This window comes from Sinorhizobium sp. KGO-5 (assembly GCF_036245905.1).
Lineage (GTDB): Bacteria > Pseudomonadota > Alphaproteobacteria > Rhizobiales > Rhizobiaceae > Sinorhizobium > Sinorhizobium meliloti_A.
On the sequence record NZ_BDIZ01000002.1, the window covers coordinates 499,461 to 518,143 of the forward strand.

General features: G+C 62.0%; 16 protein-coding genes and 5 pseudogenes. 11 read left to right on the forward strand and 10 right to left on the reverse strand.

The window, feature by feature from the left end:
* Positions 1 to 24 precede the first annotated feature (24 nt).
* Positions 25 to 348 (forward strand): annotated as a pseudogene (locus BHD07_RS11560) (DUF6969 family protein); the annotation flags it as partial.
* A gap of 64 nt (positions 349 to 412) precedes the next feature.
* On the opposite strand, the gene BHD07_RS11565 reads toward BHD07_RS11560, so the two are convergent.
* The 3 genes from BHD07_RS11565 to BHD07_RS11575 form a co-directional block, all read right to left on the reverse strand.
* Positions 413 to 1,228 (reverse strand): SH3 domain-containing protein, encoded by an 816-nt coding sequence (locus tag BHD07_RS11565; protein ID WP_338280917.1) that lies wholly within the window; start codon positions 1,226 to 1,228, stop codon positions 413 to 415.
* A gap of 390 nt (positions 1,229 to 1,618) precedes the next feature.
* Positions 1,619 to 3,322: a peptidoglycan D,D-transpeptidase FtsI family protein gene (locus BHD07_RS11570; protein WP_338280180.1), complete on the reverse strand. Its 1,704-nt coding sequence runs from the start codon at positions 3,320 to 3,322 to the stop codon at positions 1,619 to 1,621.
* 32 nt (positions 3,323 to 3,354) lie between these two features.
* Positions 3,355 to 5,790 (reverse strand): penicillin-binding protein 1A, encoded by a 2,436-nt coding sequence (locus BHD07_RS11575; protein WP_338280183.1) that lies wholly within the window; start codon positions 5,788 to 5,790, stop codon positions 3,355 to 3,357.
* A 311-nt stretch (positions 5,791 to 6,101) separates the two neighbouring features.
* On the opposite strand from BHD07_RS11575, the gene BHD07_RS11580 reads away from it, so the two are divergent.
* The gene (locus BHD07_RS11580; RefSeq protein ID WP_275598588.1) at positions 6,102 to 6,986 is read left to right on the forward strand and encodes a LysR family transcriptional regulator; all 885 of its coding nucleotides are present in this window, start codon (positions 6,102 to 6,104) and stop codon (positions 6,984 to 6,986) included.
* Positions 6,987 to 7,032: 46 nt separating this feature from the next.
* Here BHD07_RS11580 and BHD07_RS11585 read toward each other — a convergent pair whose 3' ends face one another.
* A complete protein-coding gene (locus tag BHD07_RS11585) occupies positions 7,033 to 8,169 on the reverse strand; it encodes an NADH:flavin oxidoreductase (RefSeq protein ID WP_338280187.1) in 1,137 nt (378 codons plus the stop codon).
* 1 nt (position 8,170) lies between these two features.
* Positions 8,171 to 8,563 carry a RidA family protein gene (locus tag BHD07_RS11590; RefSeq protein ID WP_018096585.1) on the reverse strand — a complete coding sequence of 131 codons (393 nt, stop codon included), beginning with the start codon at positions 8,561 to 8,563 and terminating at the stop codon, positions 8,171 to 8,173.
* A 126-nt stretch (positions 8,564 to 8,689) separates the two neighbouring features.
* Between BHD07_RS11590 and BHD07_RS11595 the strand changes: the two genes are divergently transcribed.
* From BHD07_RS11595 to BHD07_RS11635, 9 genes and pseudogenes are all read left to right on the forward strand, one after another.
* Positions 8,690 to 9,637 carry a LysR substrate-binding domain-containing protein gene (locus tag BHD07_RS11595; protein WP_338280189.1) on the forward strand — a complete coding sequence of 316 codons (948 nt, stop codon included), beginning with the start codon at positions 8,690 to 8,692 and terminating at the stop codon, positions 9,635 to 9,637.
* 159 nt (positions 9,638 to 9,796) lie between these two features.
* Positions 9,797 to 10,074: pseudogene (locus BHD07_RS11600) on the forward strand (type II toxin-antitoxin system prevent-host-death family antitoxin).
* Positions 10,061 to 10,490 (forward strand): annotated as a pseudogene (locus BHD07_RS11605) (plasmid maintenance toxin (PemK-like)). The pseudogenes BHD07_RS11600 and BHD07_RS11605 overlap by 14 nt, the downstream one beginning before the upstream one ends.
* A gap of 216 nt (positions 10,491 to 10,706) precedes the next feature.
* Positions 10,707 to 10,889, forward strand: a complete 183-nt coding sequence (gene napE / locus BHD07_RS11610) for a periplasmic nitrate reductase, NapE protein (protein ID WP_338280192.1) — start codon at positions 10,707 to 10,709, stop codon at positions 10,887 to 10,889.
* Between the two features lie 7 nt (positions 10,890 to 10,896).
* A complete protein-coding gene (locus BHD07_RS11615; RefSeq protein ID WP_338280195.1) occupies positions 10,897 to 11,397 on the forward strand; it encodes a ferredoxin-type protein NapF in 501 nt (166 codons plus the stop codon).
* Complete coding sequence (locus tag BHD07_RS11620; RefSeq protein ID WP_338280198.1) at positions 11,390 to 11,677, forward strand: chaperone NapD; 288 nt, start codon at positions 11,390 to 11,392, stop codon at positions 11,675 to 11,677. The genes BHD07_RS11615 and BHD07_RS11620 overlap by 8 nt, the downstream gene beginning before the upstream one ends.
* Entirely contained in the window at positions 11,652 to 14,156 is a 2,505-nt protein-coding gene (napA, locus tag BHD07_RS11625) for a periplasmic nitrate reductase subunit alpha (RefSeq protein ID WP_338280201.1), read from the forward strand. Before BHD07_RS11620 ends, napA begins: the two co-directional genes overlap by 26 nt.
* Entirely contained in the window at positions 14,126 to 14,629 is a 504-nt protein-coding gene (locus BHD07_RS11630; RefSeq protein WP_338280204.1) for a nitrate reductase cytochrome c-type subunit, read from the forward strand. Before napA ends, BHD07_RS11630 begins: the two co-directional genes overlap by 31 nt.
* Positions 14,630 to 14,632: 3 nt before the next feature.
* Positions 14,633 to 15,337, forward strand: coding sequence for a NapC/NirT family cytochrome c (locus BHD07_RS11635; protein WP_324764883.1), 705 nt, complete (start codon positions 14,633 to 14,635; stop codon positions 15,335 to 15,337).
* Positions 15,338 to 15,595: 258 nt separating this feature from the next.
* On the opposite strand, the pseudogene BHD07_RS31875 reads toward BHD07_RS11635, so the two are convergent.
* From BHD07_RS31875 to BHD07_RS11665, 5 genes and pseudogenes are all read right to left on the reverse strand, one after another.
* A pseudogene (locus BHD07_RS31875) lies at positions 15,596 to 16,006 on the reverse strand (DUF2950 family protein); the annotation flags it as partial.
* Between the two features lie 160 nt (positions 16,007 to 16,166).
* Positions 16,167 to 16,433 carry a sodium-independent anion transporter gene (locus BHD07_RS11655; RefSeq protein WP_338280207.1) on the reverse strand — a complete coding sequence of 89 codons (267 nt, stop codon included), beginning with the start codon at positions 16,431 to 16,433 and terminating at the stop codon, positions 16,167 to 16,169.
* Positions 16,434 to 16,440: 7 nt separating this feature from the next.
* Positions 16,441 to 16,664: pseudogene (locus BHD07_RS31880) on the reverse strand (SulP family inorganic anion transporter); the annotation flags it as partial.
* A 71-nt stretch (positions 16,665 to 16,735) separates the two neighbouring features.
* Positions 16,736 to 17,965 carry an HlyD family secretion protein gene (locus tag BHD07_RS11660; RefSeq protein ID WP_338280209.1) on the reverse strand — a complete coding sequence of 410 codons (1,230 nt, stop codon included), beginning with the start codon at positions 17,963 to 17,965 and terminating at the stop codon, positions 16,736 to 16,738.
* A 3-nt stretch (positions 17,966 to 17,968) separates the two neighbouring features.
* A complete protein-coding gene (locus BHD07_RS11665) occupies positions 17,969 to 18,457 on the reverse strand; it encodes a hypothetical protein (RefSeq protein ID WP_338280212.1) in 489 nt (162 codons plus the stop codon).
* Positions 18,458 to 18,683: the final 226 nt, after the last annotated feature.

An 18,683-nucleotide genomic window follows, 5' to 3' on the forward strand; every position in this document is an offset into this window, starting at 1 on the left:
GCGCCGCGGCGGCACCCAAGCTCGCGCTTCCTCCGCTGCGCGGCGGTCGGGGTTGACGCTCACGGGCGCCTTCTGTGGCTCTTTACGGTGAACAAGTGGGTGGTCGGCGATGACTGGCTCGGCGCGGAAGGCACGATCGCTCTTTTGCCGCGCTTCGACGTGCAGATGCCGCGGCCGTCTTATCTCGTGAACCGTTGGCTGACGGCGATTTTCACCGCCTATGAGCGCGAGATAACCGAACTGATCCGTGAGCGCGACCGCGCCTTGCTCACACACCGCCAGCCTGAAGGCGTCGAAGCGCGCCAGGACCGTGCGCTGGAGGTCACGTCAGAACTCGGGCCCTCAGATTGTAGGTGTAGCCGACCCATGCGGCCGATGCGCGGTGGCGGCATTTCTGCCGCCCCGGGCCACATTAGTTCGGGCAACCCGGATCGCCCGGTTGGCAGACACGTCGCTGCGGCCTGCGGCGGTCATCGTCACCACCGCTCCGGTTGCGGTTGTCGTCGCCGCGGCGGATGACGCGATTGCCATCATCGCCCCCACGTTCGAAGTTCCGGCGGTTGCGATCGCGATCGTTGCGCAGTTCACGGTCAGAGTCCCGCCGCCGATCCACATCGGGCCTGCGGTTGGGCACGCGCTCGACATCCGGAAGGCGATCTGGGCGATCGTCGAAGTCCCGGCGTCTTTCAGAGCTACGACTAGAATCGGGCCTCCGCTCCAATCTCCGGTCAAATTCCGGACGCTGAGCCGGCCTCGGCTCGAAATCAGGTCTGCGGCTGGGCGGGCGGTCGGGTTCCACACGGCGATCCGGGCCGCGATAGAAGTCGGGCCCGCGGCGCCAGCGATCGCGGTCGCGATAAAAGTCACGGTCGCGGTAGTGACGATCCCAATAGCTGCCGAAGCTGAAGACGACGACAGGAATACCGAGGCGGCGATAATATTGAGGGCCCACATAAACCCGGCGCTGTTGATAAAGTGCCTGGATATATCGCCCGTGCACCCATCCACGGCCGTCGTAGAACTCCACGTCGCACCATGGCACGTCGGCAAGACAGCCGTAGATTTCGATAGATTCGCCAGCCGGTATTACGGTAATCGCCGGATATGCTGTGCTTGGGCCGGCGCGCATATTGACGTTCGCCGTTGCGAAGCCTTCTGCCGCCTGAGCGATCGACGGAGCAAGCAAAAGCATACCGGTCGCGGCAATTTTCAAAAGCGTGGATTTCATGTTTTCAACTCCCTGGGGGCCTGCGTCCTGCCACCGCATCCGGAACTTGCTGTACTTCGGGCTTTTCCGGTCCCGGGCATGGTCGGAGCGCTCGACAGCTTGCGTCAGGCGGCCACCATCCTCTTGTCTTTCAATGGTTTATAGCGCCTTTTGCATGAACGCAGCTTGAACACTTAGGCCGTGAGCCCCAGGCAGGAAGTCGATGGGCACAACGACGGACGCTTCCAGTTTCTTCAGCACCTGTGCCCGCAGAAATGGGCTCTGAGCGCTCCGAGCCCTGCCAGAAGTATCCAGGGGCCATCGGTAACACGCGCCTAGCGCCAATCAGTGAGGGCGGGCACGAAACCGCAGCCGCAACCAAACGACGACCGACCCGCGATCATTCACGCGTTAATCGCTTGAGGGATCTACAGACGGTTCTCCCATCGCCACAGGAACAGCTTCGGCGCCTGGCAGCGATGGGAAAACGGGCGTGAGGAGCATCGGGAGGATGCGATGCAGAAGGGCGCCGCCGAGCGGCACGGCATTCCATCCGGAGGTGCGGTTGCCATGGGTTTCCGCCAGGCCGCGGGGCTCGTCCAGCAAGGTGAGCAGCAGGTACCGGGGATCGTCCGCCGGTACGATGCCCATGAAGGATGTGACGTTGAGAACCTTGGAATAGCGGCCCTGGACCACCTTTTCCGCCGTACCGGTCTTGCCGCCGATCACGTAGCCGGGGACAACGGCCTTCGTGGCTGAGCCGACGGCGGTGTTGAGGCGCAGGAGGTGGCGTATCGCCTCACTGGTGTTCGCAGATACGAGGTTCTCCGCCATGGTTCGTTCGGACACGGGGCTGTCCTTTATGAAGGTGGGCCTGATCAGCCTTCCGCCGTTCGCCAAAGCGGCGACGGCCATGCTGGCTTGCAGGGGCGTCACGGCGATCCCGTGGCCGAAGGAAACCGTTGCCGTGGTCACCTCGCTCCAGGAGGAGGGCCGCAGCGGTGCGGCGCTCTCCGGCAGCTCGGTCGCAAGCTGAGACAAAACGCCGAAACGTCCGAGAAAAGTCCGCAACGCTTCGGGGCCGAGCGCCATCGCCATTTTCGCCATGACGATGTTCGAGGAGTGAATGAAGGCTTCCCGAATGGTGAGCGGCCTGTATTTCCCGCGATAGTCGTGGATGCGCTGCCGTCCGAAACGCAAAGGTCTGCTCGCATCCACGACGGATTGGAGTTCGAACCGGCCCGACTCCAGCGCCATTGCCGTGGTCAGAGCCTTGAACGTCGATCCCATCTCGAAAACGCCGGCGGTGACGCGGTTTATCCGGTCGGGCTTGAAGGCGTCCACCGGATTGTTCGGGTCAAAGGCCGGATAGGAGGCGAGCGCCAGTATTTCGCCATTCGTGACGTCGAGCAGGAGCCCGGCACCCGCGGCAGCTGCGAATTTCGTGACGGCTTTACCGAGTTCCTGCTCCATGGCGTACTGAACGCGCAGGTCGATTGAAAGCTCGACCGGCTGGAGCTCACGCCCCTTAAGTTCGATGCCGGTGCCGCGCAGGTCCGCAAGCCAGTTTGCGTCGATCCATTTTTCTATGCCGGCGATGCCGAAATTGTCGATGTCCACGGCCCCAAGGACATGGGCAGCCAACGGACCGTTCGGATAGAGCCGTTGATTTTCGGGCCGAAAGCCGACCGCCGCCAGTCCGGAATCGATGACCGCCTGCTGCTTGTCCGGTGGTATCTGCCGCTTGATCCACGTGAAGGCATCTTTGCGTCGGAGACGGGTATGGAGTTCGCGTGCGTCGAGTTCGGGGAAGATCGAAGTGAGTTTCTCGACCACCTCGTCCAGATCGGGAATAGACCGCGGCTCGACGTAGAGTGACGCGGTCGGAATGTCGGTCGCGAGCAGCTGTCCGTTCCTGTCGACGATCGCAGGTCGTCCACCGGGAGCCCTGTCATAGGTGAGGCGGGTTTCGCGGCCAGCCTCTTCCTGCATGCCGAGTTGCACAAGTCGTATGAACGCGCCGGCGAAAATGGCGGCGAACGCTGCCATGATGCAGACGATGCGTAACCGCCTGCTGCGTGCCCTGCTCCGCAGGGCGAAGGCGTGCTTCCTCATTTCGATCCCTCGACGAGATAAGAGGCAATGGCTCAATAGAGGCCTTGGGGGGCTGCCAGAAGCTGCTCGCGCAACGCGGCAGGGAGTTCGGCTCCCTCCGCGCCGAACCCGTCTATGACGGGACAGTCCGTCAAGCACGGCCCGGTTCCCGGTTTGAAGACCTCGACAGCCGAACCGGGGTCTCCTGAAGCGGCCCGCCTGCCCGTGCGGCGGTTCACGCTCGCGAAGGTCAGGCCGTGCGGAACGGGGAAGTCCACGGCAGGTTTGCCACGCATTGCCACCTTCATGAAGTCGATGAAGATCGGGGCCGCGAGTCCGCCGCCCGTTTCGCCGTAGCCCATGGGTTTCGGTGCGTCGTATCCCATGAAGATGCCGGTCACCAGCGTCGGGGTGTAGCCGACGAACCAGACATCCTTCTCGTCGTTCGTGGTCCCGGTCTTGCCGGCGACCGGTGCGCCGAGCTGCGCCACCCGGTGCGCCGTTCCACGCTCGACCACGCCGCGCAGCATCGATGTCACCTGATAGGCCGTCATCGGATCGAGCACCTGCTTGCGGGTGTCGCGAAGCACCGGCTCTTCCTGATGCTGCCAGCTTGCGGCGTTGCATCGATCGCAGGCGCGATCGTCGTGACGGAAGATCGTACGACCGTGACGATCCTGGATGCGGTCGATCATCGAGGGCTTAACGGCGTGTCCGCCATTGGCGAGGACCGCATAGGCCGAAACGAGCCGCGTCAGCGTGGTTTCGCCGGCTCCGAGCGACATCGGCAAGTAGGGGGCGAGCTTGTCGTAGAGGCCGAAGGCGCGGCCATATTCGGCAACGACGTCCATGCCCAGATGCCGGGCGAGGCGCACCGTCATCAGGTTGCGGCTTTTCTCAAGGCCGGTGCGCAGAGTGGAAGGACCGCCGAATTTGCCGTCGTAGTTCTTCGGTTTCCAAAGACGGCCCGCCCCGTCCGGCATCGAAAAGGGTGCGTCCATGACCAGCGTCGCCGGCGTGTAGCCGGTATCCAGGGCGGCGGCGTAAACGAAGGGCTTGAAGGCCGAGCCGGGCTGGCGCAAAGCCTGCGTCGCGCGATTGAAGCGTGACTGTGCAAAGGAAAAACCGCCAATGCTCGCCAGCACGCGACCCGTATTCGGGTCCATCGACACGATCGCGCCCTGCACTTCGGGTATTTGTCGCAGGAGGTAACCGTCTTCCGCCTTCTCGACATGAACAACGTCCCCCGGCGAGAGGACCTTGTCGATGGAGTCGACCTGCCTGATCCTGCCTCCGGCAGAAAGCTTCAGCGCCCACTGCATGGTATTGCTGCCGATAAAGCCCGTTTCGGGGCCGGACGGCGAGTGCTCGGGACCGGGCTTTGCACTGCGAAGTCCGATGCGTATACCCGCATCGGAACGGGAGAGCACTACGGCGATCTGCCACTCCTTCACATCCGTCAAAGTCTTCTGCTCAGCCAAGGCGGCCGTCCAGTCGGAGACATCGAAATGTGCGACCGGCCCCCGAAAACCCCGCGCCTGGTCGTACTCGACGAGGCCGGCCCGAAGCGCCTTCAGCGCAGCCGCCTGAAGGGTTGGATCAAGCGTCGTGCGCACCGAAAGCCCGGCATTATAGAGAGCCGCCTCGCCATATTGCCCGGCGACTTCCCGGCGCACTTCCTCGGCGAAATAGTTTGCCTCCGCCATCAAGGGGGTTTCCGCCCGAGGCTTAACGCCGAGAGGTCTCGCCATCATGCTGCTTGCCTCCGCGGCGCTGACGAAGCCGTTGCGCTGCATCTGGCCGATCACCCAGTTGCGCCGGCTGACCGCGCGTTCGGGATGCCGGTGCGGGTTGTAGTTGTTGGGTCCCTTCGGCAGAGCAGCGAGATACGCTGCCTCGGCAACGGTCAATTCGCTGACGGACTTGTCGAAATAGGTCAGCGCACCGGCGGCAATACCGTAGGCCCCGAGCCCCAGGTAGATGTCGTTCAGATAGAGTTCGAGAATTCTGTCTTTGCTGAGCGAGTGCTCGATGCGGATCGAAAGCACCGCCTCCTTGATCTTGCGTTCAAGGGTGCGATCCGAAGAAAGCAGAAAGTTCTTGGCAAGTTGCTGGGTGATCGTCGAGGCTCCGATCATCCGTTGGCCGGAGCCCAGATTCACGGCATTGGACCAGGCAGCCTTGACGATGCTCAAGGCATCGATTCCGGAATGGGTATAGAAGCTCTTGTCTTCCGCCGAGAGAAAGGCTGCCTTCACGCGCTGCGGGATCGCGGCGATAGGCAGATACAGACGCCTTTCCTTGGCGTATTCGGCAATCGGCGTTCCGTCATACGCGTAAAACCGCGTCATGAGCGCCGGCTCCCATTCTGCAAGCTTGCGGTGATCCGGCAGATCCTTCGCGATTCCCGACAGATAAACGGCGCCCGTGCCGAAAATGGCCAGCAATGCAGCCGAGGCGATGCCGAATATATAACCGATGACCTTCATGCCGATACCAGTGGCTCCGACCAGACAAAAACTTGACACAGGAGTAGATGCCGCTTGTGGCGGATGCCGCGACGGTCGTGATTGAATGCCTGGAGCGGGATGAGGAAAGTGTGTGCGGCTTTCCGCCCGCATCCCTCTCTAACTTGTTGGAATCGATCACGTTCGTGATTTTTTGGTCGACTCGACCAGAAATCGTCGTGATCTTGTACTGCCTTGAACTGCGGGGAGAATGGCAGAAGCAAGAGCACTCGACAAACGAGCAATCTTGCGGGTAGGCATGAATCAAACTTGGTCTAAACGAAGCTGATTCCATGGAACTCCCAAAACTGCCCCTCAATGCATTGCGTGCCTTCGAGGCATCGGCGCGCCACTGCAGCTTTACCCGTGCCGGACTGGAGCTACGGGTTTCGCAGACCGCGATCAGCCATCAAGTGAAGTCGCTCGAGGATCTGCTTGGCGTCAAGTTGTTCCGGCGGCTGCCGAGGGGCCTCGCCCTTACCGATGAGGGGTCGGCGCTTGCGCCGGTGATGAGCGACGTGTTCAAGCGCATGTGTGCGACCATAAGCCGTTTCGAAGAAGGAAACTTCCAGGAAGTCGTGACCGTTGGCGTCGTCGGCACCTTTGCGATCGGCTGGCTGATGCAGCGCTTGCCGGATTTTCATGATGCACATCCGAACCTGGACCTGCGCATCCTGAGCAATAACAACCGCGTCGATCTGGCCGGCGACGGCCTCGACTTCGCGATCCGTTTCGGGGACGGGTCATGGCATGGCACGGACGCAATGCATCTGTCGGTCGCACCGCTATCGCCGGTCTGCTCGCCTCGGATTGCTGCTCGGCTCAAGGAACCGGTCGACCTCGCCGGAATCGAGCTGTTGCGTTCGTACCGATCCGATGAGTGGGCCCAATGGTTCCGGGCAGCGGGCGCCCAGCCTCCCATCCTGCGCGGCATGGTTTTCGATACCTCGCTGGCGCTGGCAGAGGCGGCCGCCCGGGGCTCGGGCGCAGCCCTCCTGCCGATCACCATGTTCGAGCATTATATCGAGAGCGGACGGCTGGTTCAGCCTTTCGACATCACGGTGGCAGCGGGCGACTACTGGCTGACTTGGCTGAAGTCACGCCAGTTCACCAGAGGCATGACCGCGTTCAAGTCGTGGCTGAAGCAACAATTGCCCAACCCTGCCGGCGTGCCATAGGCGGCAGGGTAGCTGCCGGGGCATGCCCGCCCCGGCATACCTGGCTTCAGACTGGTCGCCGCGCCCTCATGTCAAGGGCGAGTTCGCTGTCCTTGATTTCGCTGGTCGGCGCGAGCATCGAAAGTTCGAACGGCCGCAATGCGCTGCGTTCGGCCATGCGATGCGGCCAATCGGGATTGACGAGTGCGCCGCGTCCGAGCGCGATCATGTCCGCTCCGGCTTCCACCACCTGCTCAGCGCGCGCAAGATCGTGCAGGCTGCCATTGGCGATGAGGAAGAGACGCGGAGCGTGACGGCGGGCAAGCGACACGAGAGAGATGTCGCCGCCTTCGAAGGCCGGTTGCCAGGCTTCGAACTCCGTCACGTGAGCGAAATCGGCCGGGCTCGCGGCCAATGCCTCGAACACTCTCGCCGCCCCCTGTTCCCGCTCCGCCCATTTGTGCCGGAAGTCGTTGACCTTCCCCTGGGAGAGGCGCAGGCCGAGCGGCACGGATTGGCCGATGGCCGCGCGTACGGCCTTCAGCACTTCCAGGGACAGGCCCAGGCGAGCGACGATGTCGCCGCCCCAACGATCCGTGCGATGGTTGGTATAGTCGGTGAAGAACTGATCCAGGAGATAGCCTTTGGCGCCGTGTATCTCGATGCCGTCGAAACCGGCGACCTCGATCGCCAGGCGCGCGGCACCGGCGAAACCCTCTATCGCGGCGGCGATCTCTGCTTCGCTGATCTCGCGCGGCACGGCATAGGGGCCGTCGCCGCGGTAGCCGGTCATCTGGCTGCCTTTAGGGCGGACGGCCGAGGGACCGACTGTACCGGATCGGTGAGGATTTGCTTGAGACAGCGCGCCGCCATGCATGAGTTGCGCGAAGATCCTGCCGCCGGCGGCATGGACGGCATCGACGACGCGGCGCCAGGCGTCCGCCTGTTCCCGGTCGGTCAGGCCGGGCTGGCCCGAATAGGTCTGCGCATAGACCTTGTCCGTGTAGATGCCTTCTGTCGTCACCAGGCCGAAGCCGCCGCGTGCGAAGCGCTGATAGTAGTGCACCATGCGTTCGCCCGGCACACCGGCGGACGAAGCGCTGATGCGTGTCATCGGAGCGACCGACAGGCGGTTGGCGAAATCGAGACCTTTGAGGCTGGTACCGGTGAAGACCGGTGAGGGGATGATCGCCGGCGCGTTCATGTCAGCGGCTCCCGTCGAGCGCGATGGCCTCGATCTCGATCAGCGCCTTTGGCGAATAGAGCGAGGAAACCTCGATGATGCTGTCGGCTGGATAGGGCGCGGAGAACCACCTGCGGCGCAGTTCTACGATCTTTGCGAAATTTTCCATGGAGCGCAGGAAAATCGTAACCTTGACGACCTTGTCGAGCCCGGAACCGGAGGCCTTCAGGGCGCGATCGAGATTGCCGAAAGCCTGCTCGGCCTGGCGGTCGAAGTCGCCCTCGCCGACGATCTCGCCATCGTCGCCGATCGCCGCCTGACCCGAAACGAAGACGAAGCCATTGGCCTTGATTGCCTGCGAAAGCAGGAACGGAGCATAGGGATCCGGCTTCGTGACGACCTGTTCGAGAAACATGGGGTGTCCTTTCATGATTGAGTTCTTCTCAGCTCGGCACTGCCGCCTTGCTCGTCGAGGGCAATATGTTGGTCCCTTCGCGCATTGACAAAGGAGCATTTCTCAGTCGATAGATGAGTTGAAATCATGCGTGAGGAAGTGATGAGAAAGCTGCCGTCACTTGGCGCATTGCGGGTCTTCGAGGCTGCTGCCCGCCGGCTGAGCTTTAAGGACGCATCCGAGGAACTCAACGTTTCGGCGACCGCCGTCAGCCACCAGATCCGCCAGTTGGAGGAGACGCTGAACGTCAAGCTCTTCGAGCGCGCAACGCGACAGGTGCATCTGACCGCCGCGGGAAAGACGCTGTATCCGGTGCTGCGCGACGGCCTGGACCGCTTCGAACAGGCGATCGCAGACGTGCGCCGCCAGCAGGCGGGACAGGTGGCGCGGCTCACGTCCACCGTCGCCTTCGTCGCGAAGCGGCTGGCGCCGCTCGCAGGCTCGTTTCGCGAGGCGTATCCGGATTGGACGTTGCGGCTCGACGCCTCCAACCTGGCCGTCGATCTAGAGGCGGATGCTGATGCCGCCATCCGTTTCGGCGGCGGCAACTATCCGGGGCTTGTCACGGAGCCGCTGTTTGCGGATCGCTTCGCGCCGGTCTGCGCGCCGCGCCTGGTTCGAACCAGCGCTGCCGATCTCCGGCATGCGACGCTCATCCATTTCGATTGGGGTCCGGCACGGCGCGACGATCCGCGCGCGCCCGTGTGGCGGCAATGGCTGGCACGGGCCGGCGTCGCCGACATCGACGCGAGCGCGGGAATTTCATTCACAGACGAAATCCACGCGGTCCAGGCCGTGGTGGCCGGGCAGGGGATCGGGTTGCTGAGCCTCACCCTGGTCGCGGAAGAGCTCGCTTCCGGCATCCTCGTCCAGCCATTCGAACTGTCGCTCGAAGGCGACCGCTGCGATCTCGTCTACAGCCCGCGCATGGCCGACCGGCCTGCGACGCGCGTGCTGCGCGACTGGGTGATGGCGCAATTCGGCGATACGGAGCATCGACTCGGCCGGCGGTCACCTGCGCAGCCTCGCGCTTAGAGCACGATGTTCGTAGGTCGGGCGGACCTAAAAACATGAACATGATAGATTCCAGGAAGTTGAAGCGGGATGCGGGCGGAAAGCTGCACCCACCGGTGCACCGCGCCGTTGCGGAAATTACGGGAAAACCCGTATGTTCCGGAAAGAAGGAGTGCTGAAATGACATCTACTGTGACCGCCGCGGCGGTTTCCAAGATTTCGGGCCTACCAGGATGCCGCCGTGCGCGAGCCGGTGATCATCACCAAGAATGGCCGGGCCGCGCACCGTGCTCATCGCCTATGAAGACTATCTGCGGCTGGCGCGACGCGATCGCCGGGTCTAGGCGACGGCGGAGCTGAGCGGCGACGAGCTTGCCGCAGTCGAAAAATCCGAAATGGAGCCGGGCCTCGATCATCTCGATGCCGAACTGCTGACGGACAAGAATGCTGCCGACTGAAATCAAGGTCGGCCACGTCTTCCGTTATTTCCTATCTCTGGCCTGGCAATATCTCGAGGGCCGCGAGGAAGGTGACAAGGATCGGCCCTGCCTGGTGCTGGCGCTGGTCACCACGCTCGAGGCGGCACGCCGGTGGTGCGGGTGCTGCCAATCACCCATACGCCACCGGGCAAGCCCGACGAGGCGATCGAGATTCCGCCGACGACCAAGCGCCGCCTTGGGCTTGATGACGAGCCATCCTGGATTGTGCTCAGCGAAAGCAACCGCTTCGCTTGGCCCGGTCCGGATATCCGACCAGTGGATAGCGACAGCGGCTATTTCGGACCGTTGCCACCGGCGTTGTTGTCGAAGTAAAGCGCCGCTTTGTCGAACTTGCCCGGGCTCAGCGGCACCAGCCGACAATCCGCAGCGATTAAGGTGGGCGGCAGAGAGTGCTTTGGCCGCAGCGGCATGAGTGAGGTCCATCGGACAGGGCGCCGCGACGCGTTCGGAAAGCACGCGCTGCGCCCGACTTTATACGTTCCGAGGCCTGAATTTTCAATCAGCATACGATTTCGTGCAGGTTCTCTTTCCTTTTGAATTGGATGCCCTAGCCTTCTGTGAGGCGCTGCGTTTGGAGAGGAGACGCCTAGATGTCCGAGGCCGACCAGACAACGGCGGACCTGTCACGCTTGCGGCGACAAGAACTCATGACCTTTCTCGTGCTGGCCTTCGGCATTTGGCCACTTGTTGCCGTGGGGTTCGTAGGCGCCTACGGCTTTCTCATCTGGATGTTCCAGATCGTCGCCGGGCCGCCGGGGCCGCCGGGACATTGAGGGCGGCATGGGCGAGGGCACGGACACATCGAGACGGAATTTTTTGCGCGGCCGGTACGACACGCCAAGCCATCGTGTCCGTCCCCCCGGAACTACTCCTGCGAGCCTCGATGCCTGCACCGGCTGCGGGAGGTGTGCCGACGCCTGTCCGATGCACATCATCAGGTTGATCTCGGATCGCCCGGCGCTCGATTTCTCCGTCGCAGAGTGTACATTCTGCGGTCAATGCGCGGAACTCTGTCCCGAGCCGGTCTTCACCGGCCGGCTGAGATACTTTCCCCACGTCGTGATGATCGGCGAGAGCTGCCTTGCCAGGAACCGCACCGATTGCCAGGCCTGTCGCGACGTCTGTCCGACAGAGGCGATCCGCTTCCGTCCGCGTGCCGGCGGACCCTTCTCACCCGAGCTTAGCGATGAGGCCTGCACCGGCTGCGGCGCCTGTCTTTCCGTCTGTCCGGTGGCAGCGATAGGCATTCGCGAGGTCGAGTGGGAGCGCGCCCATGTCTGATCGGAGCACGTCCCATCATATATCCAGCGCCGTCATCGTGACGATGCCGCATATGCGGGAGCGTGTCGTGGAAAGCCTCGCCGAGATGCCGAACGTCGAGGTTTACGCCCATGAGGCGGGAAAGATCGTCGTCGTGATCGAGGGCACGAGCACAGGAATGCTCGGCGAAAGTCTTTCGCGCATTGCGGTTCTCGAGGGCGTGGTGGCAGCCAACATGGTGTTTGAGCATGTCGAAACTCAAGGAGAGGTCGGCCATGACCGGCGAACTGACGCGGCGTGATATGTTGAAGGCGCATGCGGCCGGCATTGCCGCAGCTACGGCAGGGATCGCGCTTCCGGCGGCGGCGCAGCCCGTGCCGGGCGGCGTCGAAGCCCTTCAGATAAAGTGGTCGAAGGCGCCCTGCCGTTTCTGCGGTACCGGCTGCGGCGTCATGGTCGGGGTCAAGGAGGGACAGGTCGTCGCCACACATGGCGACATGCAGGCCGAGGTGAACCGCGGCCTCAACTGCATCAAGGGCTATTTCCTGTCCAAAATCATGTACGGCGCCGACCGTCTGAAGACGCCGCTTCTGCGCAAGCGCAACGGCGCCTTTGCCAAGGACGGCGAGTTCGAGCCGGTGAGCTGGGACGAGGCCTTCGACGTCATGGCCGAGCAGGCGAAGCGGGTGCTGAAGGAGAAGGGACCGACCGCCGTCGGCATGTTCGGTTCCGGGCAGTGGACGATCTTCGAGGGTTATGCCGCGACGAAGCTGATGCGCGCCGGTTTCCGCTCCAACAATCTCGATCCGAATGCCCGCCACTGCATGGCCTCGGCGGCCTATGCCTTCATGCGCACTTTCGGCATGGACGAGCCGATGGGCTGCTACGACGACTTCGAGCACGCGGACGCCTTCGTGCTCTGGGGATCGAACATGGCCGAGATGCACCCGATCCTGTGGACGCGCCTCGCCGATCGAAGGCTCGGGCACGAGCATGTCAAAGTCGCGGTGCTCTCGACCTTCACCCATCGCAGCATGGATCTTGCGGATATTCCGATCGTCTTCAAACCGGGGACCGATCTGGCGATCCTCAACTACATCGCCAATCACATCATTCAGACCGGCCGTGTGAACGAGGATTTCGTCAAGAAGCACACAACCTTCATGGTCGGCGCGACCGACATTGGCTATGGCCTGAGGCCTGACAATCCGCTCGAGGTCAAAGCCGTGAACGCCAAGGATGCGGCGAAAATGACGCCGAGCGACTTCGAGAGTTTCAAATCCTTCGTCTCGGAGTACACGCTCGACAAGGTAGTCGAACTCACGGGGGTCGAGGCCGGGTTCCTCGAACAATTGGCAGATCTCTACGCCGATCCCAACCGCAAGGTGATGTCGCTCTGGACCATGGGCTTCAACCAGCATGTGCGCGGCGTCTGGGTTAACCACATGGTCTACAACCTTCATCTGTTGACCGGGAAGATCTCCGAACCCGGCAACAGCCCGTTCTCGCTCACTGGCCAACCCTCGGCCTGCGGAACGGCGCGCGAGGTCGGCACCTTTGCCCATCGGTTGCCGGCCGACATGACCGTTGCAAACCCGGAGCACCGCAAGCATGCCGAGGAGATCTGGCGCGTGCCTCACGGGATCATTCCCGAGAAACCGGGCTACCACGCCGTCGAGCAGGACCGGATGCTGAAGGACGGAAAGCTCAATTTCTATTGGGTGCAGGTCAACAACAACGTCCAGGCGGCTCCCAATACGCAGAACGAGACCTATCAGGGGTATCGCAACCCGGAGAACTTCATCGTCGTCTCCGACGTCTATCCGACGATCACCGCTATGAGCGCGGACCTGATCCTTCCGGCTGCCATGTGGGTGGAGAAAGAAGGCGCCTACGGCAATGCGGAGCGCCGAACCCATGTCTGGCACCAACTGGTGAATGCCCCCGGCGAAGCACGTTCCGATCTCTGGCAAATGGTGGAGTTCTCCAAGCGCTTTACCACCGACGAAGTGTGGCCGGCCGAGACCCTCGACGCCAATCCGGGCTATCGGGGCAAGACCCTCTACGATGTGCTCTTCAAGAACGGCAATGTCGACCGTTTCCCCGCAAGCGAAATCAACAATGAGTATGCCAACCGGGAAGCGGAGGCCTTCGGCTTCTACATCCAGAAAGGCCTTTTCGAGGAATATGCCTCCTTCGGGCGCGGACACGGCCATGACCTGGCGCCCTATGACCGCTACCATGAGGAACGGGGCCTGCGCTGGCCGGTCGTCGACGGCAAGGAGACGCTCTGGCGCTACCGGGAAGGCTACGATCCCTATGTGAAGCCGGGGGAGGGCGTGAAGTTCTATGGTCGCCCGGACGGCAAGGCGGTGATCCTCGCTGTTCCCTACGAGCCGCCGGCGGAATCTCCCGACGACGAGTACAATGTCTGGCTGGTGACAGGCCGCGTCCTCGAGCACTGGCACTCCGGCTCGATGACGATGCGGGTGCCGGAACTCTACAAGGCGTTCCCCGGTGCCGTCTGCTTCATGAATGCCGGTGACGCCCGCGATCGCGGTATCAACCAGGGCGCCGAGGTCAGGATCGTTTCCCGCCGCGGGGAGATTCGCGCGCGCGTCGAGACGCGCGGCCGCAACCGCATGCCGCCAGGCGTCATCTTCGTACCCTGGTTCGACGCCAGCAGGCTGATCAACAAGGTGACGCTCGACGCAACCGATCCCATCTCCAAACAGACGGATTTCAAAAAATGCGCGGTCAAAATCGTCTCTGTCGCATGATGAGAACCCCTGGACCGATGCTGGGGGCGCTGTTGGCGATCCTGTTCGTCGCAACGGGAGCAATCGCGCAAATGGCCGACAAACGGGTGCCGGAGCTTTCCGGCCCGCCGCAGGAAATGGGCGACGTAGCGGCGCACCCGATCCCGAAATGGGTCGTTGACGACGTCCGCAAGGAGCGCGCCTATCCCGACCAGCCGCCTGTCATCCCCCACTCGATCGAGGGCTACCAACTTTCGGTCAACACCAACCGATGCCTTTCCTGCCACAAGCGCGAACTCACGCAGGAATCCGGCGCGCCGATGATCAGCGTCACACATTACATGACGCGCGAAGGCCAGATGCTTGCGGACGTTTCGCCGCGGCGTTACTTCTGCACAACCTGCCATGTGCCGCAGGCCGACGTGCGACCGCTCGTCGGCAACACCTTCCGGGACATGAGCGAGATGGGCGTCAAGCAGGCGGGGAGCGAGTAGGCCATGGCTCGGATAAAGCGCCTCCTGCTCTGGGTGTGGAGGATTCTGACCACGCCGGCCGCAACGCTCAGCCTCGCCTTCCTGACACTCGGCGGCTTCGTCGGCGGTGTGATCTTCTGGGGCGCCTTCAACACCGCCTTGGAGCTTACCAACACGGAGGAGTTTTGCGTCTCATGTCACGAGATGCGGGCCAACGTATATGAGGAGCTTACGCGCACGGTTCATTTCTCCAACCGCTCGGGCGTCCGGGCGTCCTGTCCCGACTGCCACGTGCCGCATGAATGGACGGACAAGATCGCCCGCAAGATGCAGGCCTCCAAGGAAGTGTGGGGCAAGATCTTCGGGACCATCAACACGCGCGAGAAGTTCCTCGACCATCGCCTGGAACTCGCCAAGCACGAATGGGCGCGGCTCAAGGCCAACGACAGCCTCGAGTGCCGCAACTGTCACTCGTCGGCAGCGATGGACCTTTCCAAGCAGACCCAGCGTGCCGCGGAAATCCATACGCGTTACCTGCTGCCGGGCAGGGCGACCTGCATCGACTGCCATAAGGGCATCGCTCACGAACTGCCCAACATGCAGGGCGTCGAGCCCGGATGGAAGCTGCCGCCGGAACTGGAAGGTGAGACGCTGCCCTCCGCTTCCGCGATCGATGACTTGAAGAAGGCCATGGATAACGCCCATAGAATGGTCGCATCCGAACATTGACGTCAGGCGTGCGGACATAGGACGATTTATCTGGATGGAAGGATGACTGCTGGCACAGCGTTGTGCGCGGCCCATGACCAGGTTACGACATTAGCGAAATCCACGCCCGTTCCGCCGACACGGGCCCGCCTCATTGGGAGTCGCTTTGGCATAAATGGCGCGCAAAGGCGCGAGCGCCCCCGTTGCCCTGCGGGAAGTACTTCCGAGAAGGAATGCACCTCCCAGCTTGAGGAGGATGTTAGTGACGTGGTTTCTTCCCTAATCAGTAACTGCGCTCCATTTGTCATCCGGATCGAAACGGTCGATGAATGGTACGATCGCCTCGGTGCTCGGACCGAGGTCCCGTTCGTAGACGATGCCCTGCTGATTGATGACGAAGGTCTTGACCCCGGTTTCGGCATAGGTGACCGGCCAGGTGATCAGCGCGATCCTGCGATACATAGTCCTTCTGCGCCTCGACATAGGCGCGCGCGGTCTCGATCGCTTCCAGTTCGTTCTCGCCAACGCGGCGGTTACGATCTCCTCGAGCGCGACATGGGTGTCGAATGCCCATCTGCCGCCCTCGTCCTTGGCGTTCGGAAACGGCAGTGGCCAAAGCCTGTCGCCGATGACGACGATATTTCGATTGTCGTGATCGCGCACGACCATGTTGCGGACCGCACCCTCGCGCTCCTGACGACATCTCGGGATGAAATCTGCAGCTCTGGTCCAGCCTCCAGCCAACGGTCATCTTGAATCGAGCCCCTAGGCCGTCACGCTCAAGACATCACCTATGAACGCGCGTAGAGCATCTTCGATACCCTCAAAGATCATCTCGGAACCGATCTTCTCAATTACGCCGGCACGCGAGAGCACGGGCGTCGGTGTGCAACTCAGCAGGCGCAAGTGCAATCCCTCGTTTCTTCAGATACGTATGGACTTCCTCCAGCATGATGGTCGCCGTGCTGTCGATTTGCGGTATGGCACTCGCGTCGATGACCAGCCAGCGAGTGTCCGCGGGCAACTCGTCGGCAATCACGCGAAGGCGTTCCTGAACATGGCCGGTATTGTAGAAGAGTCGATTGCCCTGGATCATGCAAATAGTGAGGCCGAACACCGGACGCGCTGCCAAAGATCGTGGTCAAGACCGCTGCCAGCCCGGTCATGGCGGCCGCATCCGGACCGACGATGAGCTGACGCGAAGGGCCAAAAAACGCGTAGGCCACCAACGGGGCGATGTTTGCGTAAAGTCCAGTTGGGGCGGGAGGCCAGCAATGGCCGGATAGGCGATCGCGTTCGGCAGTCCCACAGCAGCGATTGCGAGCCCGGCGGAGACGTCACTGCGCAGCCATGCCGGCCGTCCGGACCTGCAGCGAGGGGGAACCGGGGGAGGGCCAACGGCATGCTGGGGCCTTCTGATCAGTGTCCCGTCAGAACGAGCGTTTGGACGGGCAGCAGCAGCGCCTGCAGCCGCAGGATCATGGCATGCACCAGTCCAACCGCATCAACCATGTGAAGGAAGAACCAGCGCGGCGTACTTACGTTTCCGTTGGTCAGTTCGTCATGATTGCTCGTGTAGGCATTGGCGATGCAATTGCTTCCTGGCGGAATGCCGGTGAACTGGCCTTCATAGAGTGGTTCCAGGAAGCTGGTCAGCGTTCCGGGCCTGGCCATCTGCTGCACGTCTACGAGCTGATCCGCGGGCCGGACCTGGCCACCGGCAATCACATCCTGGACCTCGGTCACGACCATTGGAATGATGGTAAAGGGCTTCCCGATACATGTGACTTCGGCAATCATCCCCGGTTTCAGGACCTGAGCCTCGATCTGTCCGAACCCTGCTATCAACCCTACGCGGCGATCCTCGGGAATCAGGATCCCGGCCGACCGGATCATCGGATTGACGATATCGCCGGGTCTCAGAGCGAACTGTTGAACCATTCCGGCGGTTCCAGCGCGCACGACAGTCTTGTCCAATTCCACCTGCGCCTGGGCAAGTGCAGCTTCGGCGCTTGCCTTCTGTGCCGGCAGGAGCGAGGCGATTTTCGTTTGCAAAGTCTGCTTGTTGGAAACCGCGGCGGCGAGCGCGCCTTCTCGGCTGTTTACCGCCACTTGGCGTCTCTCGATTTCGCGCTTTGCGACCACGTTCGGATTGCGCCGATTGAGTTCAACCTGTGTCTGGAATTCGTCCACGGCCTGCTGGTACGCGCCCTCTGCCTGTGCGATCAAACCGTCTGCCGCCACCAGCTCCGTTTGCGCCACCGCCAACTCGGCATCCAGTTCGGAGACGCGCCGGCGAGCGGTTTCCAGCGCCGCTTCCTGTCCCGTGCTGTCCAGGCGAAATAGGGGGGCACCAGCGGCAACCTTCTCATTTGTGCCAACGAAAACTTCCGCAACGCGGCCATTCGTCTCGGGCAATATGGTAACGGTGCGGAACACCGCGGTGACGTTTTTGGTGGAAGGATGATAGTAGAAGATGAGCGTAATCAGGGAAAGGGTCAGGATCACACAGGCGGTGATGCCCCAGCGCAGCTCAAACCACATGGAATAGAGATTGATCTCCCGGCCGAGCCTCTTGCCCTGGGCATAGCGGCGGAAAAGAAAGTCCGGAAAGATCGTGAGCATGGAGCAGATCATGAACTCAAGCATGGCTTATCCCCTCCGCTCCGAAAGGTTGCTATCGCTAGCCGGGACTTCATTTTCTACCGGTGCCCACGGAGGTTCTGTCGGCATGGGACGCGGATTGACCACTGGTTCGAGGCCGGTTGGGTTGGCCTCGGCCGGAGAGGCGGCGGCGTCCCGAGCAGCAATCGATCGGAGCGAGTCGGCAATCGAAGCCATCGGACTGGAGAAATCAGGAAACTCGATCATCGCCAGCAGCAGGGCAGCGATCCAGAAGAGGTGGTTATGCGTAAACAGTGCAATCAGGCCGAGTACCGCCACCAGCTGTAGTTGACCCTTGCTCGCCCCGTGAGCCATGTGTTCGGGAAGCGCGTGGAGGCGTAAGTATAAGACGCCGATGAGGAATATCAGAAGCAGGACGAAGACGGTCATGATATTGAAAAGGATGTCCGTCTCCCCGGGTGCGGTGATGAACGCAGGCAAATGATTAACTGCCGCGGGGTGCACGGACTCTGCCATTTGCGCTCTCCTCCGGAGACTACGTCTTTTCAGACGTACACGTGTTTACCGCAGAGCTTCGATTGCTGCATGTTTCGAAAAACATGCAGCAGGCGAGACGCTCCTGCTGCAGAATAATTTCAACTCGATAAGCAAAGGGCCGGTCAAAAGCTTTCGTATCTCACGATGATACGCGAAAAGGGATGACTGGCAATGACTCGCGTCAATCGCTGAGCACTTCCGAGCT

What these genes read in the sequence shown, in the direction of transcription:
- BHD07_RS11665 (WP_338280212.1), bottom strand. Translation starts at nt 18,457, where the DNA reads ATGGCAGAGTCCGTGCACCCCGCGGCAGTTAATCATTTGCCTGCGTTC.
- napE (WP_338280192.1), top strand. Translation starts at nt 10,707, where the DNA reads ATGTCCGAGGCCGACCAGACAACGGCGGACCTGTCACGCTTGCGGCGA.
- BHD07_RS11590 (WP_018096585.1), bottom strand. Translation starts at nt 8,563, where the DNA reads ATGTTTCTCGAACAGGTCGTCACGAAGCCGGATCCCTATGCTCCGTTC.
- BHD07_RS11595 (WP_338280189.1), top strand. Translation starts at nt 8,690, where the DNA reads ATGCGTGAGGAAGTGATGAGAAAGCTGCCGTCACTTGGCGCATTGCGG.
- BHD07_RS11570 (WP_338280180.1), bottom strand. Translation starts at nt 3,322, where the DNA reads ATGAGGAAGCACGCCTTCGCCCTGCGGAGCAGGGCACGCAGCAGGCGG.
- BHD07_RS11635 (WP_324764883.1), top strand. Translation starts at nt 14,633, where the DNA reads ATGGCTCGGATAAAGCGCCTCCTGCTCTGGGTGTGGAGGATTCTGACC.
- BHD07_RS11585 (WP_338280187.1), bottom strand. Translation starts at nt 8,169, where the DNA reads ATGAACGCGCCGGCGATCATCCCCTCACCGGTCTTCACCGGTACCAGC.
- BHD07_RS11660 (WP_338280209.1), bottom strand. Translation starts at nt 17,965, where the DNA reads ATGCTTGAGTTCATGATCTGCTCCATGCTCACGATCTTTCCGGACTTT.
- BHD07_RS11630 (WP_338280204.1), top strand. Translation starts at nt 14,126, where the DNA reads ATGCGCGGTCAAAATCGTCTCTGTCGCATGATGAGAACCCCTGGACCG.
- BHD07_RS11615 (WP_338280195.1), top strand. Translation starts at nt 10,897, where the DNA reads ATGGGCGAGGGCACGGACACATCGAGACGGAATTTTTTGCGCGGCCGG.
- BHD07_RS11575 (WP_338280183.1), bottom strand. Translation starts at nt 5,790, where the DNA reads ATGAAGGTCATCGGTTATATATTCGGCATCGCCTCGGCTGCATTGCTG.
- BHD07_RS11620 (WP_338280198.1), top strand. Translation starts at nt 11,390, where the DNA reads ATGTCTGATCGGAGCACGTCCCATCATATATCCAGCGCCGTCATCGTG.
- napA (WP_338280201.1), top strand. Translation starts at nt 11,652, where the DNA reads ATGACCGGCGAACTGACGCGGCGTGATATGTTGAAGGCGCATGCGGCC.
- BHD07_RS11565 (WP_338280917.1), bottom strand. Translation starts at nt 1,228, where the DNA reads ATGAAATCCACGCTTTTGAAAATTGCCGCGACCGGTATGCTTTTGCTT.
- BHD07_RS11580 (WP_275598588.1), top strand. Translation starts at nt 6,102, where the DNA reads ATGGAACTCCCAAAACTGCCCCTCAATGCATTGCGTGCCTTCGAGGCA.